Genomic DNA, 26,021 nt, shown 5'->3' with positions numbered 1-26,021 from the left:
GTGAAAAAAATGATCGATCAAACGAGTCGTGAAGGTCACAGACCACTTCCAGATGGGGAAAACAGCGGGCAGGATGGCAGGTTGGCGGCACTCAGTGCCGCCAATAGGCCCAATGGTCGACCCCGAGTGCACTCTCCTGAGCCGAATGGGGGAGGGTAGAGACAGTCAGGGCAACCTCGAAGATGAGGCACAACGTCGGTGAGGGAAGACGTGAGCGACAACTCTGTAGTACTGCGGTACGGCGACGGCGAGTACACCTACCCGGTGATTGACAGCACCGTCGGCGACAAGGGCTTTGACATCGGCAAACTCCGCGCCCAGACCGGTCTGGTGACGCTGGACAGCGGATATGGCAACACCGCCGCCTATAAATCCGCCATCACCTACCTCGACGGCGAGCAGGGGATCCTCCGGTACCGCGGCTACCCGATCGAGCAGCTGGCCGAGCGCTCCACCTTCCTGGAGGTGGCCTACCTGCTGATCAACGGTGAGCTGCCGACCGTCGACGAGCTCTCGACGTTCAAGAACGAGATCACCCAGCACACGCTGCTGCACGAGGACGTCAAGAACTTCTACAAGGGCTTCCCGCGCGACGCCCACCCGATGGCCATGCTGTCGTCTGTGGTCTCGGCGCTGTCCACGTTCTACCAGGACAGCCACAACCCCTTCGACGAGCGGCAGCGCAACCTCTCCACGATCCGCCTGCTCGCCAAGCTTCCGACGATCGCGGCGTACGCGTACAAGAAGTCGATCGGCCACCCGTTCGTCTACCCGCGCAACGACCTCGGTTACGTCGAGAACTTCCTGCGCATGACGTTCTCGGTCCCGGCGCAGGAGTTCGAGCTGGACCCGGTCGTGGTCTCCGCCCTCGACAAGCTGCTGATCCTGCACGCCGACCACGAGCAGAACTGTTCGACGTCGACGGTCCGCCTGGTGGGCTCGTCGCAGGCGAACATGTTCGCGTCGATCTCGGCCGGCATCTCCGCCCTCTGGGGCCCGCTGCACGGCGGCGCCAACCAGTCCGTCCTGGAGATGCTCGAGGGCATCCAGGCAGGCGGCGGCGACGTCGACTCCTTCATCCGCAAGGTGAAGAACAAGGAGGACGGCGTCCGCCTGATGGGCTTCGGCCACCGGGTGTACAAGTCCTTCGACCCGCGCGCGAAGATCATCAAGGCCGCCGCGCACGACGTCCTCTCCGCTCTCGGCAAGTCCGACGAGCTGCTGGACATCGCCCTGAAGCTGGAGGAGCACGCGCTTTCCGACGAGTACTTCGTCTCGCGCAACCTCTACCCGAACGTCGACTTCTACACCGGTCTGATCTACCGGGCCATGGGCTTCCCGACCGAGATGTTCACGGTCCTGTTCGCCCTCGGCCGCCTGCCGGGCTGGATCGCCCAGTGGCACGAGATGATCAAGGAGCCGGGTTCCCGCATCGGCCGCCCGCGCCAGATCTACACGGGCGTGGTCGAGCGCGACTTCGTGCCGGTGGAAGAGCGCTAGACGCTCCGCCGAGGAGGCGCCCTTCGGGGCGCCGCACCTCCGCAGGCAAAAAGAAGAAGGCGCCCTGGCGGCGGTCCCCCCACGGGCCGACGTCCAGGGCGCCTTCCCATGTCCCGGTGCGGATTCCCCCCACGGGATCCGGCCGGGCGTCTGAGAGACCAGCGCCTGAAATCGCTGTCTTTCGGTGTTGCCGTTTGAGCGGAACGAGCGGACTCGTCGTACTCATGGTTGAGTGCGATCTGCCGGGACAGCGCACGGTCGGGAGGGCCGCTCAAAGCTTCCCGATGTACGTGCCCCGGCAACGCAACTCTGAGGAAGTCCCCCAAGACATCCTCAGATGCCAGTAAGCGCCCCCCAAGACGCTGCCTGACATCGTCAACTTAGACCTTCGAACCCCTTCGATGGTTACGTTCACATCACTGTGATCTGCGTCTCTTGCATATGTCCGTTAGATACGCAAGAGCCCCGATATGGCGATCGAGGCCCAAGCGTAAGGATGATGCGCGAGCCTTGTGAAGAGCTTATGTGAGCCGGGCGCCGGACTCCAGAGGGACCCAGCGGGGTTCTTACTACGAATTCACCGGAACGTCCGCAGCCGCAAGCTGTTCGACACCACGAACGCCGAGGAGAACGCCATCGCGGCGCCCGCGATCATCGGGTTCAGCAACCCCGCCGCGGCCAGCGGCAACGCGGCGACGTTGTAACCGAAGGCCCACACGAGGTTGCCCTTGATCGTGGCCAGCGTCCGCCGGGACAGCCGGATGGCGTCCGCCGCGACCCGAAGGTCGCCGCGTACCAGCGTCAGATCGCTCGCCTCGATCGCCGCGTCCGTCCCCGTGCCCATGGCCAGACCCAGATCGGCGGTGGCGAGCGCGGCCGCGTCGTTGACGCCGTCGCCCACCATGGCCACACGGCGCCCCTCGCGCCGCAGCCGCCGTACCGCCTCGACCTTCTCCTCGGGCAGGACCTCCGCGATCACCTGGTCGATGCCGACCGCGTCCGCCACCGCCTCGGCGACCGCCCGGTTGTCCCCGGTCAGCAGCACCGGGGTCAGCCCCAGCGCGCGCAGCTCGCGCACCGCCTCGGCGCTGGTCTCCTTCACCGCGTCCGCGACGGCGATCACGCCGCGCGCCGCTCCGTCCCACCCGACGACGACGGCCGTGCGGCCGTCCCTCTCGGCCTCTTCCCGGGCGCGGTCCAGCTCGGTGGGCAGGGCGTCGAAAAGGCGCCCCACGGCCACGTCACGGCCCTCCACGCGGCCGCGCACGCCTCGCCCGGGGATGTTCCGGAACTCCTCGACCTGCGGCAGCCGTCCGACCCGCGCTTCCGCGCCGGCGGCGACCGCGCGGGCCACGGGATGCTCCGAGGCGTGCTCCACGGCGCCCGCGAGCCGCAGCACCTGCTCCTCGTCGATGCCGTCGGCGACGTACACCTTCTGGAGGGTCATGCGGCCCGTGGTGACCGTCCCGGTCTTGTCCAGGACGACGGTGTCGACGCGACGCGTGGACTCCAGCACCTCGGGGCCCTTGATGAGGATGCCGAGCTGCGCCCCGCGTCCGGTGCCGACCATGAGGGCCGTCGGGGTGGCCAGACCGAGGGCGCACGGGCAGGCGATGATCAGGACCGCGACCGCGGCGGTGAAGGCGGCGACCGCGTCGTCGGTGAGGCCGAGCCAGGCCCCGAAGGTGGCGACCGCGAGGACGATGACCGCCGGCACGAACACCGCGGAGATCCGGTCGGCGAGCCGCTGTACCTCGGCCTTGCCGTTCTGCGCGTCCTCCACCAGCCGTGCCATCCGCGCGAGCCGGGTGTCCGCGCCGACCCGGGTCGCCTCGACGACGAGCCGCCCGCCCGCGTTGACCGTCGCGCCGGTGACCGCGTCCCCGACCGTGACGTCCACCGGTACCGACTCGCCGGTCAGCAGGGCGGCGTCCACCGCGGAGGCGCCCTCCACGACGGTGCCGTCGGTGGCGATCTTCTCGCCGGGCCGTACGACGAACCGGTCGCCGACCGCCAGTCCCTCGACCGGCACGCGCACCTCGCGCCCGTCGCGCAGTACGGCGACGTCCTTCGCGCCGAGTTCCATCAGGGCCCGCAGCGCCGCACCCGCGCGGCGCTTGGAGCGGGCCTCCAGATAGCGGCCGAGGAGGATGAACGTGACGACTCCGGAGGCCACTTCGAGGTAGATCTGCGAGGCGCCGTCGACCCGCGAGGCGGTGAACTCGAAGGTGTCGTGCATGCCGGGCATGCCCGCGTCGCCCAGGAACAGCGCCCACAGCGACCAGCCGAACGCCGCCAGCGTGCCCATCGAGATCAGCGTGTCCATGGTCGCCGCACCGTGCCTCGCGTTGGTGAACGCGGCCCGGTGGAAGGGCAGTCCGCCCCAGACGACGACCGGCGAGGCGAGGGTGAGCGCGAGCCACTGCCAGTTGTCGAACTGGAGGGCCGGGATCATCGACAGCGCGATCACCGGCACGGCGAGCAGGGCGGAGACGGCGAGGCGCCCGCGGTACGCGGCCAGTTCCGGGTCTTCCGGTGCCTGCTCCTGCCCCGGCGCGGGTCGTGGGGGAGCAGGCTCCTCGGCGGTGTACCCGGTCTTCTCCACCACGGCGACGAGGTCGGCGACCTCGATGCCCGCGGGGTAGCTGACCTTGGCCTTCTCGGTCGCGTAGTTCACCGTGGCGGTCACGCCGTCCATGCGGTTGAGCTTCTTCTCGACGCGGGCCGCGCAGGAGGCGCAGGTCATTCCACCGATGAGCAGCTCGACGTCCGAGGCGGCGGCGCGGTCGGCCGGCCCGGACGCGGGCGTGGCCCGGGCCGTGCCGGTCGCGCCGGCCGGCCCGGCTATCGGCGGTTCATCGGTGGTACGGGTCATGGCCGGACTCAGACCCTGCCGACCAGCTCAAAGCCGGCCTCGTCGACGGCGGCGCGCACGGCCTCCTCGTCCAGCGCGGCGGCCGACACGACGGTGACCTCGCCGGTCGAGGCGACGGCCTTCACCGAGCTGACGCCGGGCAGTTCGGAGATCTCGCCGGAGACGGCCCCCTCGCAGTGTCCGCAGCTCATGCCGCTCACCTTGTAGACGGCGGTGACGGAGCCGGGGGTGTCGGTCTGGGCGGTCATGTGGTTCTCCTCGTCGAGGCATGTGGGGCCGAGGGGACCCAGGGGGTCCCCTCTCTTCCACGGTATACCCCTACGGGGTACTGCTCAAAGAGGGGTGGCGCCTGTCGGTACCGCACGGGCGTTCGGTGTGTACCGCGTGATCGCTCCGGGATGCGAGTGGGGCCGGTGCGGGAGAGAGTGGGTCGCGGGGTCCCCCGAATCCGGGAGCTGATCCATGCACACCTGTCGGTACCGGCCCGCTATGTCGCGGTGCGGGCCGCCTCGGCCCGGCCGAGCCTGTCGCCCACCAGCGGGTCGAGGTAGCGGATCAGGACGTACTTCAGCTCCTGGACGTAGGCGTCGCGTTCGGCGCCCTCGTGGGCGAGCACCAACTCCAGTCCGGCCTTGTACAAGCCCAGGCACATATGGGCGGTCCTGGCCAGGTCGGCCGGGGCGGCGTCGGGCAGGAACGAGGAGAGCAGGCCCTCGATCCGGGACAGCAGGGTCGCGTGCAGGGCGTCGTGCTCCTCGGCCATGCGGCCGGGGATGTCGGGGCCGTGCATCAGCGCGAAGAACGCCGGATGGGCGCAGTTGAAGGCGATGAAGCGGTCGACGGCCGAGGCGACGGCCTCCTCCAGCGGAGTGGCGGGATCGACCGGGGCGAGCGCCTCGCCGTACATCTCGCGCATCTCGTGGATCAACCGGTCGCCGAGCTCTATGGCGATCGCTTCCTTGTTCGGGAAGAACTGGTACAGCGTGCCGGGTGAGACGCCGGCCTCGCGGGCGATGGCGTTGGTGCTGGCGGCCGTGTAACCGGTGGTGGTGAAGACGGTGGCCGCGGCCTCCAGCAGCTGGGCGATACGGCGCTCGCCGCGGGCCTGGCGGCGGCGCGGCTGCTCCTTCTCCTGGTGGACCTGGTCGTCCTTGTCCCGGTTCGCGGACACGCGTTATCCCCAGCTCTCCGAACGCGATTGACAAACGCGAGCGGTCGCTCGCATTCTTGAGAAACGCGAGCGATGTCTCGTGTTTGCCAGTCTATGGCAGTGACAGCTCCATGCTGCCTGCCGTGCACAGCATGGATCAGGGTGAAGGGGACACCGCACAATGAACGAAGTCAACAGGCCACCCCGAGTCGGCGGCTGGACCCGCTTCGTGACGGCACGCCCCCGGTTGTCGCTGCTCGTGGCCCTGGTGATCACCGCGCTCGCCGTGCTGGCCGGCAGCGGCGTCGCCGACCGGCTGGGCAGCGGCGGCTGGGAGGACCCGGACGCCGAGTCGACCTACGCGACCAAGGCGCTGGAGCGTGAGTTCCCCGCCTCCCAGCCCAACCTCCTGCTCCTCGTGGACGCGGGCGACGCCTCGGTGGACGACCCCGCGGTCGCCGCGGAGGCACAGCGCCTCGTGTCCCGCCTGACCGGCGAGAAGGGCGTCGTGGGCGTCGGCTCCTACTGGCAGAGCAAGTCACCCGCCCTGCGCGCCGAAGACGGCCACGAGGCGCTGATCGCCGCCCGGATCACCGGCGAAGAGAAGCAGATGGGGGAGACCCTGGACCGCATCGCGCCCGAGTTCCGGGGCGCGCACGGCCCGGTGGAGGTGAGCGTCGGCGGCCCGGTCGCGGTGCGGCACGAGATGCAGACCACCATCCAGGAGGACCTGCTGCGCGCCGAGGTGATCGCCCTGCCGGTCACCCTCGTGCTGCTGGTCATGGTCTTCGGCAGCGCGGTCGCCGCCCTGCTGCCGCTCGGCATCGGCATCGTCGCCATCCTCGGCACGAACGCGGTGCTGCGCGGCCTGACCGAGTTCACCGATGTGTCGGTCTTCGCGATGAACCTCACCACCGCCCTCGGCCTCGGCCTCGCCGTCGACTACGCCCTGTTCATCGTCCGCCGCTTCCGCGAGGAACTCACCGGCGGCGCCGAACCACTGGCGGCGGTCGGCACCACCCTGCGAACCGCCGGACGCACGGTCCTCTTCTCCGCCCTCACCGTCGCGGTGTCTTTGGCGGCGATGCTGCTCTTCCCGCAGTACTTCCTGCGGTCCTTCGCCTACGCCGGCATCGCGGTGGTGCTGCTGGCCGCCGCGGCCGCCCTGATCCTGCTCCCGGCGGCGCTGGTCCTGCTCGGCCACCGGGTCAACGCACTGGACCTGCGCAAGCTGCTGCGGCGCGGGCGGGCGAAGGAGTCCGACGGGGCGGCCGCAGCCAGTGAGGGCAAGGGCTGGGCGCGTACGGCGAACCTCGTCATGCGCCGCGCCCCCTTCTTCGCCCTCGGCACCACCGCCGTCCTGGTCCTGCTCGGACTGCCCTTCCTCGGAGTGAAGTTCGGCACCGCCGACGACCGCCAGCTGCCGTCGAGCGCCGAGTCCCATGTCGTCCAGCAGCACATCCGCGACGGCTTCCCGGGCAGCCCCGGCGGCGGCCTGGAGGTGCTCGCCGAGGGGCGGGCCACCCAGGCGCAGTACGCCGAGTACAAGCAGCGCATCGGCGCACTCCCGGAGGTGCTGCGGGTCGACGGACCGCTCGTGAAGGGGGAGTCGGCGTACTTCACGGTGCTGCCGAAGGGCGAGGCGGTGGACGACCCGGCCCAGGGCCTGGTCGGCGACCTGCGCGCCACCGAGGCGCCGTTCGACACCAAGGTGACCGGCGCGGCGGCGGTCCTGGTCGACTCCAAGGACGCCATCGCCGAACGCCTCCCACTGGCGGCCGCCTTCATCGCGATAGTCACCCTGCTGCTGGTGTTCCTGCTGACCGGCAGCGTGCTGATCCCGATCCAGGCGGTGGTGCTCAACGCGCTCAGCCTCACGGCGATGTTCGGCGCGGTGGTCTGGGTCTTCCAGGACGGCCATCTGTCCGGCCTGCTCGGCTTCACCAGCCCCGGCTCGATCGAGACGACCCTCCCGGTGCTGATGTTCTGCGTCGCCTTCGGACTGTCGATGGACTACGGCGTGTTCCTCCTCTCCCGCATCAAGGAGGAGTACGACACGACGGGCGACCACGAGGAGGCCGTGCGGCACGGGCTTCAGCGCACGGGCGGTCTGATCACCGCGGCCGCCGTGATCCTCGCGGTGGTGATGGTCGCGATCGGCACCTCCCGGGTGACCAACACCAAGATGCTCGGCCTCGGCATCGCACTCGCGGTCCTCATGGACGCGATGATCGTCCGCAGCCTGCTGGTCCCGGCGGTCATGCGACTGACGGGGCGGGCGACCTGGTGGGCGCCGGGGCCCCTCAGGCGGCTCCACGACAGGTTCGGACTCAGCGAGTCGGACGCAGCGCCCGAGCATGCCGACGCCGAGGAGCGGGACAAGGTGGCGGTGCCCGGCTAGCGTTCCGCCGGACGGGGTGATCTCCGCGCCGTGCCGTTCAGGGATTGGGTCCCGGGCGGTGCGGGGATCACCGGGCCGGGACGGAAGGCGAGGTGGGGCGGATGCGGGCCGTCGTGTTCGAGCGGTTCGGGGAGCCGGCCGGGGTACGGGAGGTGGCCGATCCGGAGCCGAAGGAGCACGGGGTGGTGGTCCGGGTCGAGGCGACGGGGCTCTGCCGCAGCGACTGGCACGGCTGGCAGGGGCACGACCCGGACATCACGCTGCCGCATGTTCCCGGCCATGAACTCGCCGGGGTCGTCGAGGCGGTGGGAGACCGGGTGACCGGCCGGCGGCCCGGCGACCGGGTCACCGTGCCCTTCGTGTGCGCCTGCGGCAGCTGCCCGGCATGCGCGGCGGGCGACCAGCAGGTGTGCGAGCGCCAGACCCAGCCCGGCTTCACCCACTGGGGATCCTTCGCCCAGTACGTGGCGCTGGACCACGCGGACGTCAACCTCGTCGCCGTGCCGGAGGAGATGTCCTTCGCGACGGCCGCCTCGCTGGGCTGCCGGTTCGCCACCGCGTTCCGGGCCGTCGTGCAGCAGGGGCGGGTGGCCGCGGGGGAGTGGGTCGCGGTGCACGGCTGCGGCGGGGTGGGTCTGTCGGCGGTGATGATCGCGGCGGCCTCGGGCGCGCGGGTCGTCGCGGTGGACGTCTCTCCGCGGGCCCTGGACCTGGCGCGGAAGTTCGGTGCGGCCGAATGCGTGGACGCGTCCGAGGTGCCGGACACCGCGGCGGCGATCCACGCCGTGACCGGTGGCGGTGCCCATCTCTCCCTGGACGCCCTCGGCTCGCCCGCCACCTGCGCCGCCTCCGTCAACGGCCTGCGCCGCCGGGGCCGGCACATCCAGGTCGGTCTGCTGCCCTCGGAGTCCGGCACGACGCCGGTCCCCATGGCCCGCGCCATCGCCCTGGAGCTCGAACTCCTCGGCAGCCACGGGATGGCGGCGCACACCTACCCGCCGATGCTGGAGCTCGTGCGGGCCGGGGTGCTGCGGCCGGATCTGCTGGTGACGTCGACGATCCCGCTGGACGCGGTGCCGGCGGCGCTGGCGGCGATGGGGTCGGCGCCGGGTGCGGGGGTGACGGTCATCGAGCCCTGGAGCTGACGGCACCGATGTCGGGGCGGCCGTGGTGGGCGGCCCACTCGTGGTCCAGGACGGCCATCATCACCCAGTCCAGCCACTGCCCGTCCCTGAAGTCGGCCTCCCGCCGGACGCCCTCCACCAGGAATCCGACCTTCTCGTAGACGCGCAGGGCACGCGGATTGTGGCCGTAGGCCTCCAACTGGATCCGGTGCAGTCCGAGTTGCTCGAAGCCATGGCCGACGATGAGCCGGGTGGCCTCGGTGCCGATGCCCCGGCCGCGCCCCCGGGGGCCGACGAGCGTGCGGAACGTACAGCTGCGTGCTGTGGCGTCCCACTCGTACAGGACGACCTCGCCGACGAGTTCGCCGGTGGCGCGGTCGGTGACGGCGAGGTCGAGACGGTCGTTCTGCGCGGTACGCGAGCCGTACCAGGAGCGCAGCCGCTCCAGGGAGAACTCCTCGGAGGGGTCGCCGGTGAAGCGGACGACCTCGGGGTCCTCGATGATCTCCGCCATGACGGCGGCGTCGTCCTCGGTGAAGGGCCGCAGCACGGTCCGATCGCCGGTGAGTACGGGCTTGACGGAGAAGTCGCTCATGCCACGACTGTGCCCCACACATGGGGTGGGGCACAGGTGGTTTTCGTCGCCCTCGGCCCGCGGGCGGTCAGTCCGGCCTTCGGCCGCGGTTACCGGGCCGGGAGGCGACCCACAGCCGTACGGTGTCCGCGTACCAGAAGGGCTTGCCGCCCTCGACATGGTCGGGCGGCGGCAGCAGCCCGTGCTTGCGGTACGACCGCACGGTGTCCGGCTGCACCTTGATGTGCGCGGCGATCTCCTTGTAGGACCAGAGCCTTCGGTCGGTCATCGGTGCACCTCCCCGCGCGCGCCGCGGTGGCGACCGGGGACCGGTCGTCGGGGGGACCGTGCGCTGCGCTGGCGATCACAAAGCCTGTGTCCGGACAACGACACAGAGTGAGGACGCGACAGGGCCCGTGCGCGGGTGTGACGCAGGGCCCGCGTGCACGGGACATGTGTGACAGGGGAGGGGCCTTTGTGACACGAGTGACGCAAAGGCGTGCGCGGGCACAAGGGCGTGGCGCGTTGACAACGGACGGCTCGGCCGTAGTCCCGCAGCAACCCCGTCAGGGGCGCGGGGAACTGCGCGACAAGCCCCCACAACCCGCACCCGCCGCCGAACCGAACCCGGCAGACGTGAAGGCGCCCGGCCCCCTCCCAAAGCGTATGGTTCGAATGTCTGGACAAAACATTGACAGGCCTCCCCGACCAGGGCTACAAAGCCGGAGAGGCCCGACGCGCCACGAGCACGCGCGTCGGCGTCGGCACGGGTGCCGCGACACAGGGAGACCGAGGGAAGCCGATGGCGTACGACCTGATCACCATGGGGCGGATCGGAGTGGACCTCTACCCCTTGCAGACCGGCGTCCCGCTGCCGCAGGTCACCTCCTTCGGCAAGTTCCTCGGCGGCTCGGCGACGAACGTCGCGGTCGCCGCCGCCCGCCTCGGCCGCAGCACCGCGGTGATCACCCGCACCGGGGACGACCCCTTCGGCACCTACCTCCACGAGGCACTGAAGGGCTTCGGCGTCGACGACCGCTGGGTCACCCCGGTTCCCGGACTGCCCACCCCGGTCACCTTCTGCGAGGTCTTCCCGCCGGACGACTTCCCGCTGTACTTCTACCGCCTGCCCAAGGCACCCGACCTGGAGATCGACGCCCACGAGCTCGACCTCGACGCCATCCGCGACGCCCGCATCTTCTGGGTCACCGGCACCGGACTGAGCGAGGAGCCCAGCCGCACCGCGACGCTCGCGGCCCTCGCTCATCGCGCCAAGGCCGGCACGACGGTCTTCGACCTGGACTGGCGACCCATGTTCTGGAGCGACCCGGCCGCCGCCCGCCCCTTCTACAAGGAGGCGCTGCGCCACACCACCGTCGCCGTCGGCAACCTCGACGAGGTGGAGGTCGCGACCGGCGTACGCGAACCGCACGCCGCCGCCCGCGCGCTGCTGGACGCGGGCGTACAGGTCGCGGTCGTCAAGCAGGGCCCCAAGGGCGTCCTCGCCGTCAACAGCGACGGCGCAGCGGCCGAGGTCCCGCCGCTGCCCGTGAACGTCCTCAACGGCCTCGGCGCCGGCGACGCCTTCGGCGGCTCCCTCTGTCACGGCCTCCTTGAAGGCTGGGACCTGGAGCGGACCATGCGGCACGCCAACGCCGCCGGCGCCATCGTCGCCTCCCGCCTGGAGTGCTCCTCCGCGATGCCGACGCCCGACGAGATCGAGGCCGCGATCGCCGCGGGGGCCGTCAAGTGAACGTCGACATCTCCGAACTGGTCCGCCTGCGCACCCGGCACCCGGAGGCCGTGGCCGAGGCCGCCGCCCGGCGCAGGCGCCGGCCGCTGCTCAACGACAACGGCCGGCTGATGATCGTCGCCGCCGACCACCCGGCCCGCGGCGCCCTCGGCGTCGGAGACCGCAAGCTCGCCATGGCCAACCGCGCCGACCTCCTGGAACGGCTCTGCCTGGCACTCGACCGGCCCGGCGTCGACGGCGTCCTCGCCACCGCCGACATCCTCGACGACCTGCTGCTCCTCGGCGCCCTCGACAACAAGGTCGTCATGGGCTCGATGAACCGCGGCGGCCTCCAGGGCGCGAGCTTCGAGCTCGACGACCGCTTCACCGGCCACCGCGCCGAGGACATCGAGCGGCTGCGCTTCGACGCGGGCAAGCTGCTGCTGCGCGTCGACTACGACGACCCGGGCTCCCTCACCACGCTGGAGTCCACCGCCCGCGCCATCGACGACATGGCCGCCCGCCGGCTGCCCGTCTTCGTCGAGCCGTTCCTCAGCAGCCGCACCCCCGAGGGCAGGGTCAGGAACGACCTGTCCGCCGAGGCCGTCACCAAGTCCATCGCCATCGCCTCCGGGCTCGGCGGCACCTCGGCCTACACCTGGCTCAAGCTCCCGGTCACCGAGAACCCCGACGACATGGCCGAGGTCATGCGGACCTCCACCCTCCCGGCCGTCCTTCTCGGCGGCGAGGTCGGCGACGACCAGGACGGGGCATATGAGAAGTGGCGGGGTGCTCTGCAACTTCCCACCGTGCGGGGCCTGGTGGTGGGACGGTCGTTGCTCTACCCGGCGGACGGGGACGTGGCCGCCGCCGTCGACACCGCCGTAGGACTGCTGTGAGGGCCTGATGACCGGCGACAGTGAATGGACCGTGCCTCCGCTGAACGGCGGATGCACCGTGGACGTCGAGAACGAGAAGTACCAACTCCCGGGCAGGGAAAGCGTATTGAGTGGAGTCTCCGACTTCGCCCACGTGCCCCGTGCCGCCCGGGCACAGATCGCCTCCGGCGCGGAAGGCCGCTTTGCTTTGGCAGGAGCGAAGTGCGAGCGAAGACTCCCCGCCCGCTACGGCCCCGCGCCGGAGGTCCCGAACGGTTTCGGTCAGCAGCGCGTATTCCCCTCGCGTGAGGGCGGATCCGTCGCCCTCGCGCAGGATCGCTGATCCGCTTCCATCCGGCACCTACGGAGGGTTACCGATGACCTCAACGACGAGGCTCACGGTCGCACAGGCACTCGTCCGCTTCCTGTCCGCCCAGTACACCGAGCGCGACGGGACGCGGCACCGCCTGATCGGCGCCACCTGGGGCATCTTCGGCCACGGCAACGTCGCCGGGATCGGCCAGGCCCTCGTCGAGTACGGCGATGTCATGCCGTACCACCAGGGCCGCAACGAACAGGCGATGGTGCACGCGGCGGTCGGCTACGCCCGTCAGTCGGGCCGGCTGTCCACCCACGCCGTCACCACCTCCATCGGCCCCGGCGCGACCAACCTCGTCACCGGCGCCGCCCTCGCGACCATCAACCACCTCCCGGTGCTGCTCCTGCCCGGCGACGTCTTCGCCGCCCACCCGTCCGACCCGGTCCTCCAGCAGCTCGAAGTGCCGTACGCGGGCGATGTGTCCGTCAACGACTGTCTGCGCCCGGTGTCCAGGTACTTCGACCGGATCACACGTCCGGAGGCCCTGATCCCGTCGGCCCTCCAGGCCATGCGCGTGCTCACCGACCCCGTGGAGACCGGCGCCGTGACGCTGGCGCTCCCGCAGGACGTGCAGGCCGAGGCGTACGACTGGCCCGAGGAGTTCTTCGCCGAGCGCACCTGGGTGGTACGCCGGCCGGGCGCCGACCCGACCGAACTCGCCGAGGCAGTACGGGCGATCCGCGGCGCCCGCCGTCCCCTGCTCGTCGCGGGCGGCGGCGTCCACCACAGCCGCGCCGAGGAGGCCCTCGCAGAGTTCGCCGCGGTCACCCGCATCCCCGTCGCCTCCACCCAGGCCGGCAAGGGCTCCCTGCGCTTCGACCACCCCCAGGACGTCGGCGGCGTCGGCCACACCGGCACCGCCACCGCCGACGAGCTCGCCCGCACCGCAGACCTGGTGATCGGCGTCGGCACCCGCTACACCGACTTCACCACCGCCTCCGGCACCCTCTTCGCGCACCCGGACGTCCGCTTCCTCAACCTCAACATCGCGCCCTACGACGGCCACAAGCTCGCCGGGATGCCGCTGATCGCGGATGCCCGCAGCGGCCTGACGGAGCTGACCGCGGCCCTCGACATGCACGCCTACCGGGTCGGCGCCTCGTACGTCGCCGAGTACACCGAGGACAAGGAGCGCTGGGAGCAGCGCGTCGACGCCTGCTACGAGGCCGACGAGCCCGACGTACGGCCGACGCAGCCGCAGGTGCTCGGTGTCCTGGACACGCTCGTCGACGAGTCGGACGTGATCATCAACGCGGCCGGCTCCCTCCCCGGGGACCTGCACAAACTGTGGCGGGCACGCTCCCGGGACCAGTACCACCTGGAGTACGGCTACTCCTGCATGGGCTACGAGATCCCGGCAGCGATCGGCGTGAAGCTGGCCGCGCCGGAGCGCCGCGTCTGGGCGCTGGTCGGCGACGGCACGTATCTGATGATGCCGACGGAGATCGTGACCGCCGTGCAGGAAGGTGTCGCGATCAAGGTGTTGCTCGTGCAGAACCACGGGTACGCGTCCATCGGCGGACTGTCGGAGGAGACGGGCGCCGAGCGCTTCGGCACCGCCTACCGCCACCGGGCGGCCGACGGCACCTTCACCGGTGCCCCGCTCCCCGTCGACCTGGCCGCCAACGCCGCGAGCCTGGGCATGCGGGTGCTGCGCGCGAAGACCGTCAGCGATCTTCGTGAGGCGCTCGCCGAGGCCCGTGACGCCGACACTCCCACATGTGTCTACGTCGAGACCCAAACGGCAGACACAGTGTCGGGCCCGCCGCCCGCGCAGGCCTGGTGGGATGTTCCCGTGGCCGAGACCGCGACCCGACCGTCGGCGGTCAAGGCACGTGAGCTGTACGAACGGCACGTCTCGACCCGACGCCGCCATCTGCGAAGGAGTAACCGGTCATGACGAAGATCGTCAACCACTGGATCGGCGGCAAGACCGCCGAAGGCGCGTCGGGCACGTACGGGCCGGTCACCGACCCGGCCACCGGCGCGGTCACCACGAACGTCGCCTTCGCCTCGGTGGACGAGGTGGACGCGGCCGTCGCGGCCGCCAAGGAGGCGTACCTGACCTGGGGCCAGTCCTCGCTGGCCCAGCGCACCTCGATCCTGTTCAAGTTCCGCGCCCTGCTGGACGCCCACCGCGACGAGATCGCCGAGCTGATCACCGCCGAGCACGGCAAGGTGCACTCCGACGCCCTCGGCGAGGTCGCGCGCGGCCTGGAGATCGTCGACCTGGCGTGCGGCATCAGCGTGCAGCTGAAGGGCGAGCTGTCGACGCAGGTCGCCAGCCGCGTCGACGTGTCGTCGATCCGGCAGCCGCTGGGTGTCGTCGCGGGCATCACGCCGTTCAACTTCCCGGCGATGGTGCCGATGTGGATGTTCCCGATCGCCATCGCGTGCGGCAACACCTTCGTGCTCAAGCCGTCCGAGAAGGACCCGTCGGCGTCGATCAGGATCGCCGAGCTGCTGGCGGAGGCCGGCCTGCCGGGCGGCGTCTTCAACGTCGTGCACGGCGACAAGGTGGCCGTCGACCGCCTCCTGGAGCACCCGGACGTCAAGGCGATCTCGTTCGTCGGCTCGACGCCGATCGCCCGCTACATCCACACCACCGCCTCCGCCAACCACAAGCGCGTCCAGGCGCTCGGCGGCGCCAAGAACCACATGCTGGTCCTGCCGGACGCCGACCTGGACGCGGCCGCCGACGCCGCCGTGAGCGCGGCCTACGGCTCCGCGGGCGAGCGCTGCATGGCCATCTCCGCGGTCGTCGCGGTCGGGGCGATCGGCGACGAGCTGGTGGAGAAGATCCGCGAGCGCGCCGAGAAGATCAAGATCGGCCCCGGCAACGACCCGACCTCCGAGATGGGCCCGCTGATCACCGCGGTCCACCGCGACAAGGTGGCCTCCTACGTCACCGGCGCCGCGGCCGAGGGCGCCGAGGTGGTCCTCGACGGCACCGGCTACACGGTCGACGGCTTCGAGGACGGCCACTGGATCGGCATCTCGCTGCTCGACAAGGTGCCCACGTCTGCGAAGGCGTACCAGGACGAGATCTTCGGCCCCGTCCTGTGCGTACTGCGCGCCGAGACGTACGAGGAGGGCGTGGCCCTCATCAACGCCTCGCCGTTCGGCAACGGCACCGCGATCTTCACCCGGGACGGCGGCGCCGCCCGCCGCTTCCAGCTGGAGATCGAGGCCGGCATGGTCGGCGTGAACGTCCCGATCCCGGTCCCCGTCGGCTACCACAGCTTCGGCGGCTGGAAGGACTCGCTCTTCGGCGACCACCACATCTACGGCAACGACGGCACGCACTTCTACACCCGCGGCAAGGTCGTCACCACCCGCTGGCCCGACCCGGCCGACGCCCCCACCGGCGTCGACCTGGGCTTCCCGCGCAACCACTGAGCACACCCCTCACCATGCCCGCTGAGCTGTCGGTTCCTGTTCAGCGGGAATGGTGAGGTGGCAGTCTGTCCGCGTGCAGATGACAGAAGCCTTCGCGACGACCGTTGCCTCTGTGTCGTCGGCGATTCTCATCGCCGGCACGTTGGAGGCAGCCGCCTTCGGCAAGGCAGTTCAGGGCTGGACACGCACAGCGGTCGACAACTTCGTGGACAAGGGCGTGGAACTGGCGGCCATGACGCCGGCGGAACGCCAGGTGGCCTCGCGGGCGTTCAAGGCCGAATGGCTGCCGAAGTACGGCTTGGGGGCCGCGAAGTCGCTCTTCTTCCTGGCTCTCGGCCTCCTTTGGGGTGTGCTCATGGTCGCGCAGGCCGTGGCGATCCTCATGTGCCTGCTTTGGCTGGCGGACCCGGAGGGGCCGAAGGACGTCGGGATAGCCAGGGCGCTGGTCGGGATCGTGGCCGCCGGTGCCGTCGTCGTCGCTGCGGTGCCGATCGTCCGCGTGATGTACTCGCCCCTCGGCCCACTGGCAGAAGTGTGGCTGGAGCGGAGGCTCGGGCAAGCGACTCGCCGGGTCTCCCCACCGAGCACGGACGGTCCGGAGATCCCGCGCAACCACTGACACCCGCTGTTACGGGGCCGTCCGCATCGCGGACGGCCCCACTTTTTTGTGCCCCCGTGCTGCGGTTCCCGCACCCGTGGAAGCCGCCCTATATGCGGCCTTGACGCGACGTTAACGCGCGAAAGAGGGCGCCGGGGCCACGGATTCCGTAGGTGAACAGCCATTGACGCGATGGTTTCCGTCGATGTTGCATCCCCCTCGTGACCGACACCCTCACCCCCGTCGAGGGCGCCGCAGTCGAGGCGCCGGACGGCCCCCAGAAGCTCAAGCGCTCCATCGGCGTGGTCGGCGGCACCCTGCTCACGCTTTCCTGCGTGACCCCGGCCTCCACCCTCTTCGTGGTCGTCCCCGACCTGTTCGGCTCGCTCGGCACCGCCACCGCCCTCACCATCGCCATCGGCTCGCTGCTCTGCATCGCCGTGGCGTTCTGCTACTCGGAGCTGGGCACCCTCATCCCCAGCGCGGGCGGCGAGTACGCGATGGTCTCCACGCTGGCCGGACGGCTCGCCGGCTGGCTCGTGTTCGTGCTCTCCCTGCTGGTCGTCATGGTCGTCCCGCCGGTGATCGCGATGGGCACCGCCGACTACCTCGCCCCGATCGTCCACCTCGACCCCGCGATGACCGGCGCCGGCGTCATGCTGCTCGCCACCCTCGCCGGCCTGCTGGACCTGCGCGCGAACGCCTGGATCACCGGCGTCTTCCTGGTCCTGGAGGTCATCGCCGCGGCCGTCGTGGCGGTGCTGGGCTTCGCCCACGCCGAGCGCGGCCCCGCGAGCCTGGTCTCGATGGAGGTGGCCGGCGCCGACGGGCACGCCGACACCGTGACGGCCCTGCTGGTCGTCTCCGGGCTCGCCATCGCCCTGTTCGTCACCCAGGGCTTCTCCACCGCCGTCTACCTCTCCGAGGAGCTGGAGAACCCGCGCCGCAACGTCGCCCGCACGGTGCTGGCCACCCTCGGCATCTCCGCCGTGATCATCCTGGTCCCGGTCGTCGCCATCACCCTCGGCGCCTCGGACCTCAAGGAGCTGACCGGCGGCGACCTCTCCGCCATGGTCACCGCCTGGTCCAACTCCGCGGTCGGCACCTTCGTCAGCCTCTGCGTGGCCCTCGCGATCATCAACGCGGGCATCGTCATGGTCATCCAGAACTCCCGCGTGCTGTTCGCCTCCGCCCGCGACAAGGCCTGGCCCCAGCCGGTCAACGACGTCCTCGCCAGGCTCGGCCGCTTCGGCTCCCCATGGGTCGCCACCCTCGCGGTCGGCGTGCCCGGCGCGGCCCTGTGCTTCGTCAACCTCGACACCCTGTACGGCGTCACGGGCGTCTCGGTGACCGGCATGTACCTGCTCGTCGCGGTCGCCGCGCTGCTCGCCCGGCGCGGCTCGCACCGGCACACCCGTGCCTGGCGGATGCCGCTGTGGCCCGCGATGCCGGTCCTGCTGATCGTGGTCCTCGGCTACATCCTCACCCAGCAGGAGACCGCGCATCTGCTGTGGACCGGCGGCATCACCGCCGCCGCCACCCTCTACTGGGCCCTGTACCTGCGCCCGCGCCGCGACACCCGCTGGCTGGTGACCCTCCCGGAGGACGAGCGGGACTGACCGCCGCCCGACCTCAGCCGAAGTCCCACGTGATCACCGAGCACGCCCCGTCGCCCTTGCCACCCGCACTGCGGTAGGTGGCGAGGGCGACCTCGTCCCCGGCCTCGATCAGCACCCACATCCCGTAGCACCCCAGCCGCCGGCCCAGCGCGTCGAGCCGCAGCACCAGCGCCCGCCCGATGCCCCGCCGCCGGTAGGGCCCGGCCACCCCCAGCTCGTACAGGAACATCTCGGCGCCCTTGTCGGGGTGCACGGTCTCGACGCCGCTGACGAAACCCACCGGTTCGCCGTCGACGTAGGCCACGAGGAGGTGGTGGCCCCCGGTCCCGAGGAAGCGCTCGGCCCACTCGGGGCGCACCGGGTGATCGAAAAGGTGCTCTGCGGCGGCGACTTCGGCGGGGGTCGTGGCCCGGCGGATGTCCATGTGCCTTCGTACCACGGCTGGTGTACGCGGGAGGGGGCTCGTACTTCCGTGGGAGGGGTGGCGGTTCGGCCTCCGGTAGATAACTTGCCGACAGGTTCGCCCCGTACCGTTGAACCATGGATCTTCGATTGCCCGGGCTCCGCGCGCTACGGGGGCCGCGGCGGCTGTTCGCCGCCGCGGCCGCTGTCGTCGTCATAGCCGGTGCCGGTACGTGGACTGTCGCGTCGGCCGACGACGACGCGCCCGCGGTGCGCCGCGCCGACCGGGTCATGGACATGGGCGACGGGGTGCGGGTCGACACCTCGTACTTCACGGCCGCCGAGAGCGGCCGTCGCCCCGCCGTCCTCCTCGCGCACGGCTTCGGCGGCAGCAAGGACGACGTACGGCAGCAGGCCGAGAACCTCGCCCGCGACGGATACGCCGTGCTGACCTGGTCCGCCCGCGGCTTCGGCAAGTCCACCGGCAAGGTCGGGCTGAACGATCCGAAGGGCGAGGTCGCCGACGTCTCCCGGCTGCTCGACTGGCTGGCGAAGCAGCCGCAGGTCGAGCTCGACAAGACCGGCGACCCGCGCGTCGGCATGGCGGGCGGCTCCTACGGCGGCGCGATCTCCCTGCTGGCCGCAGGACACGACGACCGCGTGGACGCCATCGCCCCGGCGATCACCTACTGGAACCTCGCGGACGCGCTGTTCCCGAACGGCGTGTTCAAGAAGCTCTGGGCCGGCATCTTCGTCAACTCGGCGGGCGGCTGCGAGAAGTTCGAGAAGCAGGTCTGCGAGATGTACGACCGGGTCGCCGAGTCCGGCGTCCCGGACGCGCAGGCCCGCAGCATGCTCGAAGAACGCTCGCCGTCGGCCGTCGGCGACCGCATCAAGGTGCCGACCCTGCTGATGCAGGGCCAGTCCGACTCCCTCTTCCCGCTCGGCCAGGCCGACCAGGCCGCCAAGGCGATCAAGGCCAACGGCGCCCCCGTCGACGTCGACTGGATCTCCGGCGGCCACGACGGCGGCGACATGGAGACCGGCCGCGTCCAGGCCCGCGTCCAGTCCTGGTTCGACCGCTACCTCAAGGACGACAAGGGAGCCGACACCGGCCCGGCCTTCCGCGTCACCCGCACCGGAGGCGTCGACTCCACCGACGGCCAGGCCCTGCTGCGGGGCGCGAGCGCCGACTCCTACCCCGGCCTGGAGAGCGGCCCGAAGTCCTTCCGCCTCAGCGGCGGCGAGCAGAGCTTCGCCAACCCGGCCGGCGCCAGCCCGCCCGCCGTCTCCGCCCTGCCGGGCCTCGGCGGCTCGGGTGGTCTCTCCCAGCTGTCCTCGCTCGGCGTCGGGGTGTCCCTGGACTTCCCGGGCCAGTTCGCCGCCTTCGAGTCGGCACCGGTCACCGGCGACCTGCGCATCACCGGCTCCCCGAAGGCGACCGTGCACGTGAAGTCGACCAGCGAGGACGCGGTCCTCTTCGCCAAGGTCTACGACGTCGGCCCCGGCGGCAGGCAGCAGGTGCTGCCGTCCCAGCTGGTCACGCCCCTGCGCGTCGAGGACGCCGAGGCCGGCAAGGACGTGACGATCACGCTCCCCGCCATCGACCACGACATCGAGAGCGGCCACCGGCTGCGCCTGGTCGTCTCCTCCACGGACCTCGGCTACGCATCGCCTCTCTCCCCGGCGACGTACACCGTGTCCCTGAAGGGCGATCTGACGGTCCCGACGGCGCCCGGCGTGGACACCGCCGCCGCCCCGCTGCCGTCCTGGGTGTGGTGGCTGCCGCTCGCGGGTGCGGGCGTCGCCCTCGCCCTGCTGCTGACCGCCCGCCGCCGCACCGCCACCCCCGCGCCCGACCCCGCGCTGGCCGAGGTCCCGCTCCAGATCACCGACCTGAGCAAGCGATACGCCGGCTCCCAGGACCGGTACGCGGTACGGGACCTGTCGTTCCGCGTGGAGAAGGGCCAGGTCCTCGGTCTGCTCGGGCCGAACGGCGCCGGCAAGACGACGACCCTGCGCATGCTGATGGGCCTGATCAAGCCGGACGCCGGTGAGATCCGGGTCTTCGGCCACGCCATCCGCCCCGGCGCGCCCGTCCTGTCCCGGGTCGGCGCCTTCGTCGAGGGCGCGGGCTTCCTGCCGCACCTGTCGGGCCGGGAGAACCTGGAGCTGTACTGGCGGGCCACCGGCCGCCCGGCCGAGGACGCCCACCTCGACGAGGCCCTGGAGATCGCCGGTCTCGGCGACGCCCTGGCCCGTGCGGTGCGCACGTACTCCCAGGGCATGCGCCAGCGCCTGGCCATCGCGCAGGCCATGCTCGGCCTGCCGGACCTGCTGATCCTGGACGAGCCGACCAACGGCCTCGACCCGCCGCAGATCCGCGAGATGCGCCAGGTGATGATCCGCTACGCGGCGGCCGGCCGCACGGTCATCGTCTCCAGCCATCTCCTCGCGGAGGTCGAGCAGTCCTGCACCCACCTCGTGGTGATGGACCGCGGCCGCCTCGTGCAGGCCGGTCCGGTCAGCGAGATCATCGGCTCCGGCGACACGCTGCTCGTGGGCACGCCCGCAGCCGTGGAGGAGCCGATCGTCGAGAAGGTCGCCGCCCTGCCGGGCGTGGCCTCGGCCGTACGCACCGACGACGGGCTGCTCGTCCGCCTCGACACCGACGGCAGCGCGACGCGCCTGGTCGCCGAACTCGTCCGCCTCGAAGTGCCCGTCCAGTCGGTCGGCCCGCACCGCCGGCTGGAAGACGCCTTCCTCACCCTGATCGGAGGCTCCGCATGAGCACGCTCACCGAGCGCACCGAGGTCGCCTCCGGCTACCGGGCGGGCCGCACGCTGCCGCTGCGGGTCGAGCTGATCCGCCAGCTGAAGCGACGCCGCACGCTCGTCATGTTCGGCATCCTGGCCGTGCTGCCCTTCGTGCTGGTCGCCGCGTTCGCGATCGGCGGCGAGCCGGACGGCGGCGGCAACCGGATCACCCTGATGGACACGGCCACCGCGTCCGGCGCCAACTTCGCCGCCGTGAACCTGTTCGTCTCCGCGGGCTTCCTGCTGGTCATCCCTGTCGCCCTGTTCTGCGGGGACACGGTCGCCTCGGAGGCCGGCTGGTCCTCGCTGCGCTATCTGCTCGCGGCGCCCGTGCCCAGGGCCCGGCTGCTGTGGTCCAAACTGGTGGTGGGCCTCGGGCTCAGCCTGGCGGCGATGATCCTGCTGCCCGTGGTCGCGCTGGCCGTCGGCACGGCGGCCTACGGCTGGGGCCCTCTCCAGATCCCCACCGGCGGTTCGATCGACACGGGCACGGCCGCGCAGCGCCTGGTGGTGATAGTGGCCTTCATCTTCGTGTCCCAACTGGTCACCGCGGGCCTTGCGTTCTGGCTGTCCACCAAGACGGACGCCGCGCTCGGCGCGGTCGGCGGCGCGGTCGGCCTGACCATCGTCGGCAACGTCCTGGACGCGGTGACCGCGCTCGGCGACTGGCGGCACTTCCTGCCCGCGCACTGGCAGTTCGCCTGGGCGGACGCCGTACAGCCCACTCCCGAGTGGTCCGGCATGATCCAGGGCACGGCCATTTCCATAACGTACGCCCTGGTGCTGTTCGCGCTGGCCTTCCGCGGTTTCGCCCGCAAGGACGTCGTGTCCTAGGTCAACGGAAGATCACCCACCGGTCTCGACAGGCGTCCCCCGTGCCCCATTCGAGACTCATCCGCAACGCTCCGTAGCGCACGTTCCGGCCCCCTGGCCCGTCACAGTCACAGAAAGTCGACGTCAACGGACCCAGGGGGCACGGAAGATGGAGCGTCACCGAATACGAGACCTGCGGGGCACCCTCCTCGCGCTGACCGCGGCGGCCGGTCTGCTGCTCACCGGCTGCGGCGCGGGCGACGGCGACAACTCCTCCGCGGACAACAGCAGCTACCCCACCGGCCGCCCGGCCCCCGCCCCCGGCTACACCGACGGCGGCAGCACCGGCGGCACGGGCGAGCAGAAGAACGGCGACGACTCGGAGTCCCGGGAGTTCGCGCCGGCCCCCGACTACCTCTCCACGTTCGCCCTGGACGTCGACACCGCCTCCTACGGCTACGCCCGCCGCACCCTCGCCGACGGCCATCTGCCCGACCCGACGACGGTCCGCCCCGAGGAGTTCGTCAACAGCTTCCGCCAGGACTACGACCGTCCCGACGGCAACGGCTTCTCGGTGAGCGTCGACGGCGCCCGCGCCGACCGCGAGGACTGGTCGCTGGTCCGTGTGGGCCTGGCCACCCGGCCCGCCGCCGACCGCGGCGAACGCCCGCCCGCCGCGCTGACCTTCGTCATCGACATCTCCGGTTCCATGGCCGAGCCCGGCCGCCTCGACCTCGCCAAGGAGTCCCTCGGCGTGATGACGGACCGGCTGCGCGACGACGACTCGGTCGCGATCGTCACCTTCAGCGACGAGGCGGAGCGGGTGCTGCCGATGACGCGCCTGGGCGACAACCGGGAAGAGATCCACGACGCGATCGACAGCCTGGAACCCACGGACTCCACCAACCTCGGCGCGGGCGTGGAGACGGGCTACGAAACGGCGCAGGACGGCCTGCGCGAGGGCGCCACCAACCGTGTCGTCCTGGTCTCCGACGCACTGGCCAACACGGGCGACACCGACGCGGACACCATCCTCGAACGCATCGGCTCCGAGCGCCGCGAGCACGGCATCACCCTGTTCGGCGTGGGCGTCGGCAGCGACTACGGCGACGCCCTGATGGAGCGCCTCGCCGACAAGGGCGACGGGCACACGGCCTACGTCTCCTCCTCCGAGGACGGCCGCGAGGTCTTCTGCGAGGACCTCCCGCGCAACATCGACCTCACCGCCCGTGACGCAAAGGCCCAGATCGCCTTCGACCCGGCGACGGTCTCCGAGTTCCGGCTCATCGGCTACGACAACCGGCAGGTCGCCGACGAGGACTTCCGCGACGACAGTGTCGACGGCGGCGAGGTCGGTCCCGGCCACACGGTGACGGCCCTGTACGCCGTCCGCACCAAGCCCGGGACCGAGGGGCACCTCGCCACGGCGAGCGTCCGCTGGCTGGACCCGAAGTCGCGGGCCCCGCACGAGGAGTCCGGGCGGCTGGAGAGCGGGTCCCTCAAGGACTCCGTCTGGAGCGCGAGCACCCGCTTCCAGGTCACGGCCACGGCCGCGTACTTCGCCGACGCGCTGCGGCTGGGGGACGACCGCTGGAGCGCCCTGCCCGGCTCGGCGCACCTCGGCGAACTGGCCGAGCGCGCCGACGGGTTGGCGAGCAGGACGGAGGACAAGGACGTACGCGGCCTGGCCGACGCCATCCATCAGGCGAGCAGGCTGACGGGGCGGGACTAGCCGGGCCGCGGTCCCGGGCGGTGTCACAAGCATTGACCTTCGGCTACGCGTGAGTAAGTTGACTCCCCGGTAAGTCCGACGGGCACCGGGAGCCGACATGGGCGTACGCAAGGACCTGAAGCGGGCGAAGCGGCGGGGCGACCTGATGGCACGGGCCGCGGTCGAGGTCGTCAAGGACGAGCGGGGAGTCGTCCGCGAGGCCCGTACGCCGCCGCTCACGCCGCCGGCCTCCGGGAGCACCGCCGATCTCCCGTACGTCAATGCCGCCGAGGAGCCCGACGCCGTCGTCCTGCGACGCAGGGAGGGCGGTGACCCGATCTGGCGTCCCGTCACCGCCGCCGCCTTCGCCCGCGAAGTCACCGCCGTGGCCAAGGGGTTGATCGCCGCCGGGCTCGAACCCGGTGGCCGGGTCGCCGTGATGTCGCGCACCCGCTACGAGTGGACGGTCCTGGACTTCGCCATCTGGGCCGCCGGCGGGCAGACCGTCCCCATCTACGCCACCTCCTCCGCCGACCAGGTCGAGTGGATCGTCCGCGACTCGGGCGTACGCCATGTCGTCACGGAGACGAAGGAGAACACCGAGACGGTCGCTGCGGGCACCGCGGGGCACGAACAGCGGCCGCGGGTGTGGCAGCTGGACGGGGAGGACGCCCTCGGCGTGCTCACCGACCTCGGACGGAACCTGCCCGACGACGAGGTCACCGAGCGCCGCAGGACCCTCACCCCGGACACCATCGCGACCGTCTGCTACACCTCCGGCACCACCGGCAGGCCCAAGGGCTGCGTCCTCACCCACGCCAACCTCCACGCCGAGGCCGCCAACACGGTCGAGCTGCTGCACCCGATCTTCAAGGAGGTCACCCGCCGGACCGCCTCGACCCTGCTGTTCCTGCCCCTCGCCCACATCCTCGGCCGCAGCCTCCAGATCGCCTGCCTGATGGGTCGCATCGAGATCGGCCACTGCCCGAGTATCAAGCCCGACGAACTCCGCCCGGCGCTGAAGGAGTTCCGCCCCACCTTCCTCGTCGGCGTCCCGTACCTCTTCGAGAAGATCCACGACACCGGCCGCGCCACCGCCGAGAAGATGGGCCGCGCCGCCTCCTTCGACCGTGCCGACCGCGTCGCCGTCCGCTTCGGCGAGGCCTACCTCGACAAGTTCCTCGGCACGGGCAAGGGCCCCGGGCCCGGCCTCTACGCCGCCTGGGCCCTGTACGACCTGCTGGTCTACCGCCGCGTCCGCAAGGAGCTCGGCGGCCGCATGAGCTACGCCATCAGCGGCGGCTCCCCGCTGGACCGCAACCTCAACCTGTTCTTCTACGCCGCCGGCATCATCGTGTACGAGGGCTACGGCCTGACCGAGACGACGGCCGCCGCCACCATCGTCCCGCCGCTGAAGCCCCGCCCCGGCACCGTCGGCCGGCCCGTCCCCGGCACCGCGGTCCGGATCGCCGACGACGGGGAGGTCCTCATCAAGGGCGGCATCGTCTTCGGCTCGTACTGGAACAACCCGGACGCCACCGACGCCGTGCTCCGGGACGACTGGTTCGCCACCGGCGACCTCGGCGCCCTCGACGAGGACGGCTACCTCACCATCACCGGCCGCAAGAAGGACATCCTCATCACCTCCGGCGGCAAGAACGTCTCCCCGGCCGTCCTGGAGGACCGTCTGCGCAGCCGCTCACCGGTCGGGCAGTGCCTCGTCGTCGGCGACAACCGGCCCTTCGTCGGCGCCCTGATCACCCTCGACCCGGAGGCCCTCACGCACTGGCTCGCCGTGCGCAAGATGCCTGCGGACACCCCGCCGGCCGAGGTGATCCGGGACCCGCGGATGCGCGCCGACGTCCAAAGGGCCGTCGACTACGCCAACGAGGCCGTCTCCCGGGCCGAGTCGATCCGCGCGTTCGTCCTGGTCGAGGGCGAGTTCAACGAGGAAAACGGCATGCTCACCCCGTCCCTGAAGGTGAAACGGCACGCGGTGACCAAGGCGTACGCCGACGAGATCGAGACGCTGTACGGCAGCTGACGGCCC

Annotated in this window: 19 protein-coding genes and 1 pseudogene; 14 read left to right on the top strand and 6 right to left on the bottom strand. The window is 71.2% G+C overall.

Going from position 1 to position 26,021, the window contains the following annotated elements; all coding sequences use genetic code 11:
* The first annotated feature begins 210 nt into the window (after positions 1-210).
* Positions 211-1,500, top strand: coding sequence for a citrate synthase (locus PGH47_RS15660; protein WP_126899815.1), 1,290 nt, complete (start codon positions 211-213; stop codon positions 1,498-1,500).
* 577 nt (positions 1,501-2,077) lie between these two features.
* Here the strand turns inward: PGH47_RS15660 and PGH47_RS15655 are convergent.
* The 3 genes from PGH47_RS15655 to PGH47_RS15645 all read right to left on the bottom strand — a co-directional run bounded on the left by PGH47_RS15655 (position 2,078) and on the right by PGH47_RS15645 (position 5,546).
* On the bottom strand, positions 2,078-4,375 hold the full coding sequence (locus PGH47_RS15655; protein ID WP_271663950.1) for a heavy metal translocating P-type ATPase: 2,298 nt from the start codon (positions 4,373-4,375) through the stop codon (positions 2,078-2,080).
* A gap of 8 nt (positions 4,376-4,383) precedes the next feature.
* Complete coding sequence (locus tag PGH47_RS15650) at positions 4,384-4,623, bottom strand: heavy-metal-associated domain-containing protein (protein ID WP_030955126.1); 240 nt, start codon at positions 4,621-4,623, stop codon at positions 4,384-4,386.
* 239 nt (positions 4,624-4,862) lie between these two features.
* Positions 4,863-5,546 (bottom strand): TetR/AcrR family transcriptional regulator, encoded by a 684-nt coding sequence (locus PGH47_RS15645; RefSeq protein ID WP_271663949.1) that lies wholly within the window; start codon positions 5,544-5,546, stop codon positions 4,863-4,865.
* A 160-nt stretch (positions 5,547-5,706) separates the two neighbouring features.
* Here PGH47_RS15645 and PGH47_RS15640 point away from each other — a divergent pair, with 160 nt between their 5' ends.
* Both PGH47_RS15640 and PGH47_RS15635 read left to right on the top strand, forming a co-directional pair.
* A complete protein-coding gene (locus PGH47_RS15640; protein WP_271663948.1) occupies positions 5,707-7,926 on the top strand; it encodes an MMPL family transporter in 2,220 nt (739 codons plus the stop codon).
* A 101-nt stretch (positions 7,927-8,027) separates the two neighbouring features.
* The gene (locus PGH47_RS15635; protein WP_271663947.1) at positions 8,028-9,071 is read left to right on the top strand and encodes a zinc-dependent alcohol dehydrogenase family protein; all 1,044 of its coding nucleotides are present in this window, start codon (positions 8,028-8,030) and stop codon (positions 9,069-9,071) included.
* Here PGH47_RS15635 and PGH47_RS15630 read toward each other — a convergent pair.
* Positions 9,052-9,645: a GNAT family N-acetyltransferase gene (locus PGH47_RS15630; protein ID WP_271663946.1), complete on the bottom strand. Its 594-nt coding sequence runs from the start codon at positions 9,643-9,645 to the stop codon at positions 9,052-9,054. The two genes, PGH47_RS15635 and PGH47_RS15630, sit on opposite strands and share 20 nt — an antisense overlap.
* A 67-nt stretch (positions 9,646-9,712) precedes the next feature.
* Positions 9,713-9,913, bottom strand: coding sequence for a helix-turn-helix transcriptional regulator (locus PGH47_RS15625; protein ID WP_030959066.1), 201 nt, complete (start codon positions 9,911-9,913; stop codon positions 9,713-9,715).
* A 513-nt stretch (positions 9,914-10,426) separates the two neighbouring features.
* Between PGH47_RS15625 and iolC the strand changes: the two genes are divergently transcribed.
* From iolC to PGH47_RS15590, 7 genes and pseudogenes are all read left to right on the top strand, one after another.
* Complete coding sequence (gene iolC / locus PGH47_RS15620) at positions 10,427-11,377, top strand: 5-dehydro-2-deoxygluconokinase (protein WP_271663945.1); 951 nt, start codon at positions 10,427-10,429, stop codon at positions 11,375-11,377.
* Positions 11,374-12,255 carry a Cgl0159 family (beta/alpha)8-fold protein gene (locus tag PGH47_RS15615; protein ID WP_271663944.1) on the top strand — a complete coding sequence of 294 codons (882 nt, stop codon included), beginning with the start codon at positions 11,374-11,376 and terminating at the stop codon, positions 12,253-12,255. Before iolC ends, PGH47_RS15615 begins: the two co-directional genes overlap by 4 nt.
* A 4-nt stretch (positions 12,256-12,259) precedes the next feature.
* Positions 12,260-12,505: pseudogene (locus PGH47_RS15610) on the top strand (5-deoxy-glucuronate isomerase); the annotation flags it as partial.
* 106 nt (positions 12,506-12,611) lie between these two features.
* Positions 12,612-14,513 (top strand): 3D-(3,5/4)-trihydroxycyclohexane-1,2-dione acylhydrolase (decyclizing), encoded by a 1,902-nt coding sequence (gene iolD / locus PGH47_RS15605; protein ID WP_271663943.1) that lies wholly within the window; start codon positions 12,612-12,614, stop codon positions 14,511-14,513.
* On the top strand, positions 14,510-16,012 hold the full coding sequence (mmsA, locus tag PGH47_RS15600) for a CoA-acylating methylmalonate-semialdehyde dehydrogenase (protein ID WP_271663942.1): 1,503 nt from the start codon (positions 14,510-14,512) through the stop codon (positions 16,010-16,012). The genes iolD and mmsA overlap by 4 nt, the downstream gene beginning before the upstream one ends.
* Before the next feature lie 73 nt (positions 16,013-16,085).
* Positions 16,086-16,631, top strand: a complete 546-nt coding sequence (locus PGH47_RS15595) for a hypothetical protein (RefSeq protein WP_271663941.1) — start codon at positions 16,086-16,088, stop codon at positions 16,629-16,631.
* 200 nt (positions 16,632-16,831) lie between these two features.
* Positions 16,832-18,229: an APC family permease gene (locus PGH47_RS15590; protein WP_271663940.1), complete on the top strand. Its 1,398-nt coding sequence runs from the start codon at positions 16,832-16,834 to the stop codon at positions 18,227-18,229.
* A gap of 13 nt (positions 18,230-18,242) precedes the next feature.
* Here the strand turns inward: PGH47_RS15590 and PGH47_RS15585 are convergent, their stop codons facing one another.
* Positions 18,243-18,653, bottom strand: a complete 411-nt coding sequence (locus tag PGH47_RS15585) for a GNAT family N-acetyltransferase (protein WP_271663939.1) — start codon at positions 18,651-18,653, stop codon at positions 18,243-18,245.
* A 116-nt stretch (positions 18,654-18,769) separates the two neighbouring features.
* Here PGH47_RS15585 and PGH47_RS15580 point away from each other — a divergent pair, with 116 nt between their 5' ends.
* The 4 genes from PGH47_RS15580 (at position 18,770) to PGH47_RS15565 (ending at position 26,015) form a co-directional block, all read left to right on the top strand.
* Positions 18,770-21,421 (top strand): CocE/NonD family hydrolase, encoded by a 2,652-nt coding sequence (locus PGH47_RS15580; protein ID WP_271663938.1) that lies wholly within the window; start codon positions 18,770-18,772, stop codon positions 21,419-21,421.
* Entirely contained in the window at positions 21,418-22,281 is an 864-nt protein-coding gene (locus PGH47_RS15575; protein WP_269645904.1) for an ABC transporter permease, read from the top strand. The genes PGH47_RS15580 and PGH47_RS15575 overlap by 4 nt, the downstream gene beginning before the upstream one ends.
* A gap of 148 nt (positions 22,282-22,429) precedes the next feature.
* Positions 22,430-23,992, top strand: a complete 1,563-nt coding sequence (locus PGH47_RS15570) for a vWA domain-containing protein (RefSeq protein ID WP_271663937.1) — start codon at positions 22,430-22,432, stop codon at positions 23,990-23,992.
* A gap of 97 nt (positions 23,993-24,089) precedes the next feature.
* Entirely contained in the window at positions 24,090-26,015 is a 1,926-nt protein-coding gene (locus PGH47_RS15565; protein WP_271663936.1) for an AMP-dependent synthetase/ligase, read from the top strand.
* Positions 26,016-26,021: the final 6 nt, after the last annotated feature.

Origin of the sequence: Streptomyces sp. HUAS 31 (assembly GCF_028198125.1) — a bacterium.
Taxonomy (GTDB): Bacteria; Actinomycetota; Actinomycetes; order Streptomycetales; family Streptomycetaceae; genus Streptomyces; species Streptomyces chartreusis.
This window is presented reverse-complemented; position numbering and strand designations above follow the sequence as displayed.

What these genes read in the sequence shown, in the direction of transcription:
- PGH47_RS15635 (WP_271663947.1), top strand. Translation starts at nt 8,028, where the DNA reads ATGCGGGCCGTCGTGTTCGAGCGGTTCGGGGAGCCGGCCGGGGTACGG.
- iolD (WP_271663943.1), top strand. Translation starts at nt 12,612, where the DNA reads ATGACCTCAACGACGAGGCTCACGGTCGCACAGGCACTCGTCCGCTTC.
- PGH47_RS15630 (WP_271663946.1), bottom strand. Translation starts at nt 9,645, where the DNA reads ATGAGCGACTTCTCCGTCAAGCCCGTACTCACCGGCGATCGGACCGTG.
- PGH47_RS15570 (WP_271663937.1), top strand. Translation starts at nt 22,430, where the DNA reads ATGGAGCGTCACCGAATACGAGACCTGCGGGGCACCCTCCTCGCGCTG.
- PGH47_RS15575 (WP_269645904.1), top strand. Translation starts at nt 21,418, where the DNA reads ATGAGCACGCTCACCGAGCGCACCGAGGTCGCCTCCGGCTACCGGGCG.
- PGH47_RS15625 (WP_030959066.1), bottom strand. Translation starts at nt 9,913, where the DNA reads ATGACCGACCGAAGGCTCTGGTCCTACAAGGAGATCGCCGCGCACATC.
- PGH47_RS15565 (WP_271663936.1), top strand. Translation starts at nt 24,090, where the DNA reads ATGGGCGTACGCAAGGACCTGAAGCGGGCGAAGCGGCGGGGCGACCTG.
- PGH47_RS15640 (WP_271663948.1), top strand. Translation starts at nt 5,707, where the DNA reads ATGAACGAAGTCAACAGGCCACCCCGAGTCGGCGGCTGGACCCGCTTC.
- PGH47_RS15655 (WP_271663950.1), bottom strand. Translation starts at nt 4,375, where the DNA reads ATGACCCGTACCACCGATGAACCGCCGATAGCCGGGCCGGCCGGCGCG.
- PGH47_RS15580 (WP_271663938.1), top strand. Translation starts at nt 18,770, where the DNA reads ATGGATCTTCGATTGCCCGGGCTCCGCGCGCTACGGGGGCCGCGGCGG.
- mmsA (WP_271663942.1), top strand. Translation starts at nt 14,510, where the DNA reads ATGACGAAGATCGTCAACCACTGGATCGGCGGCAAGACCGCCGAAGGC.
- iolC (WP_271663945.1), top strand. Translation starts at nt 10,427, where the DNA reads ATGGCGTACGACCTGATCACCATGGGGCGGATCGGAGTGGACCTCTAC.
- PGH47_RS15650 (WP_030955126.1), bottom strand. Translation starts at nt 4,623, where the DNA reads ATGACCGCCCAGACCGACACCCCCGGCTCCGTCACCGCCGTCTACAAG.
- PGH47_RS15585 (WP_271663939.1), bottom strand. Translation starts at nt 18,653, where the DNA reads ATGGACATCCGCCGGGCCACGACCCCCGCCGAAGTCGCCGCCGCAGAG.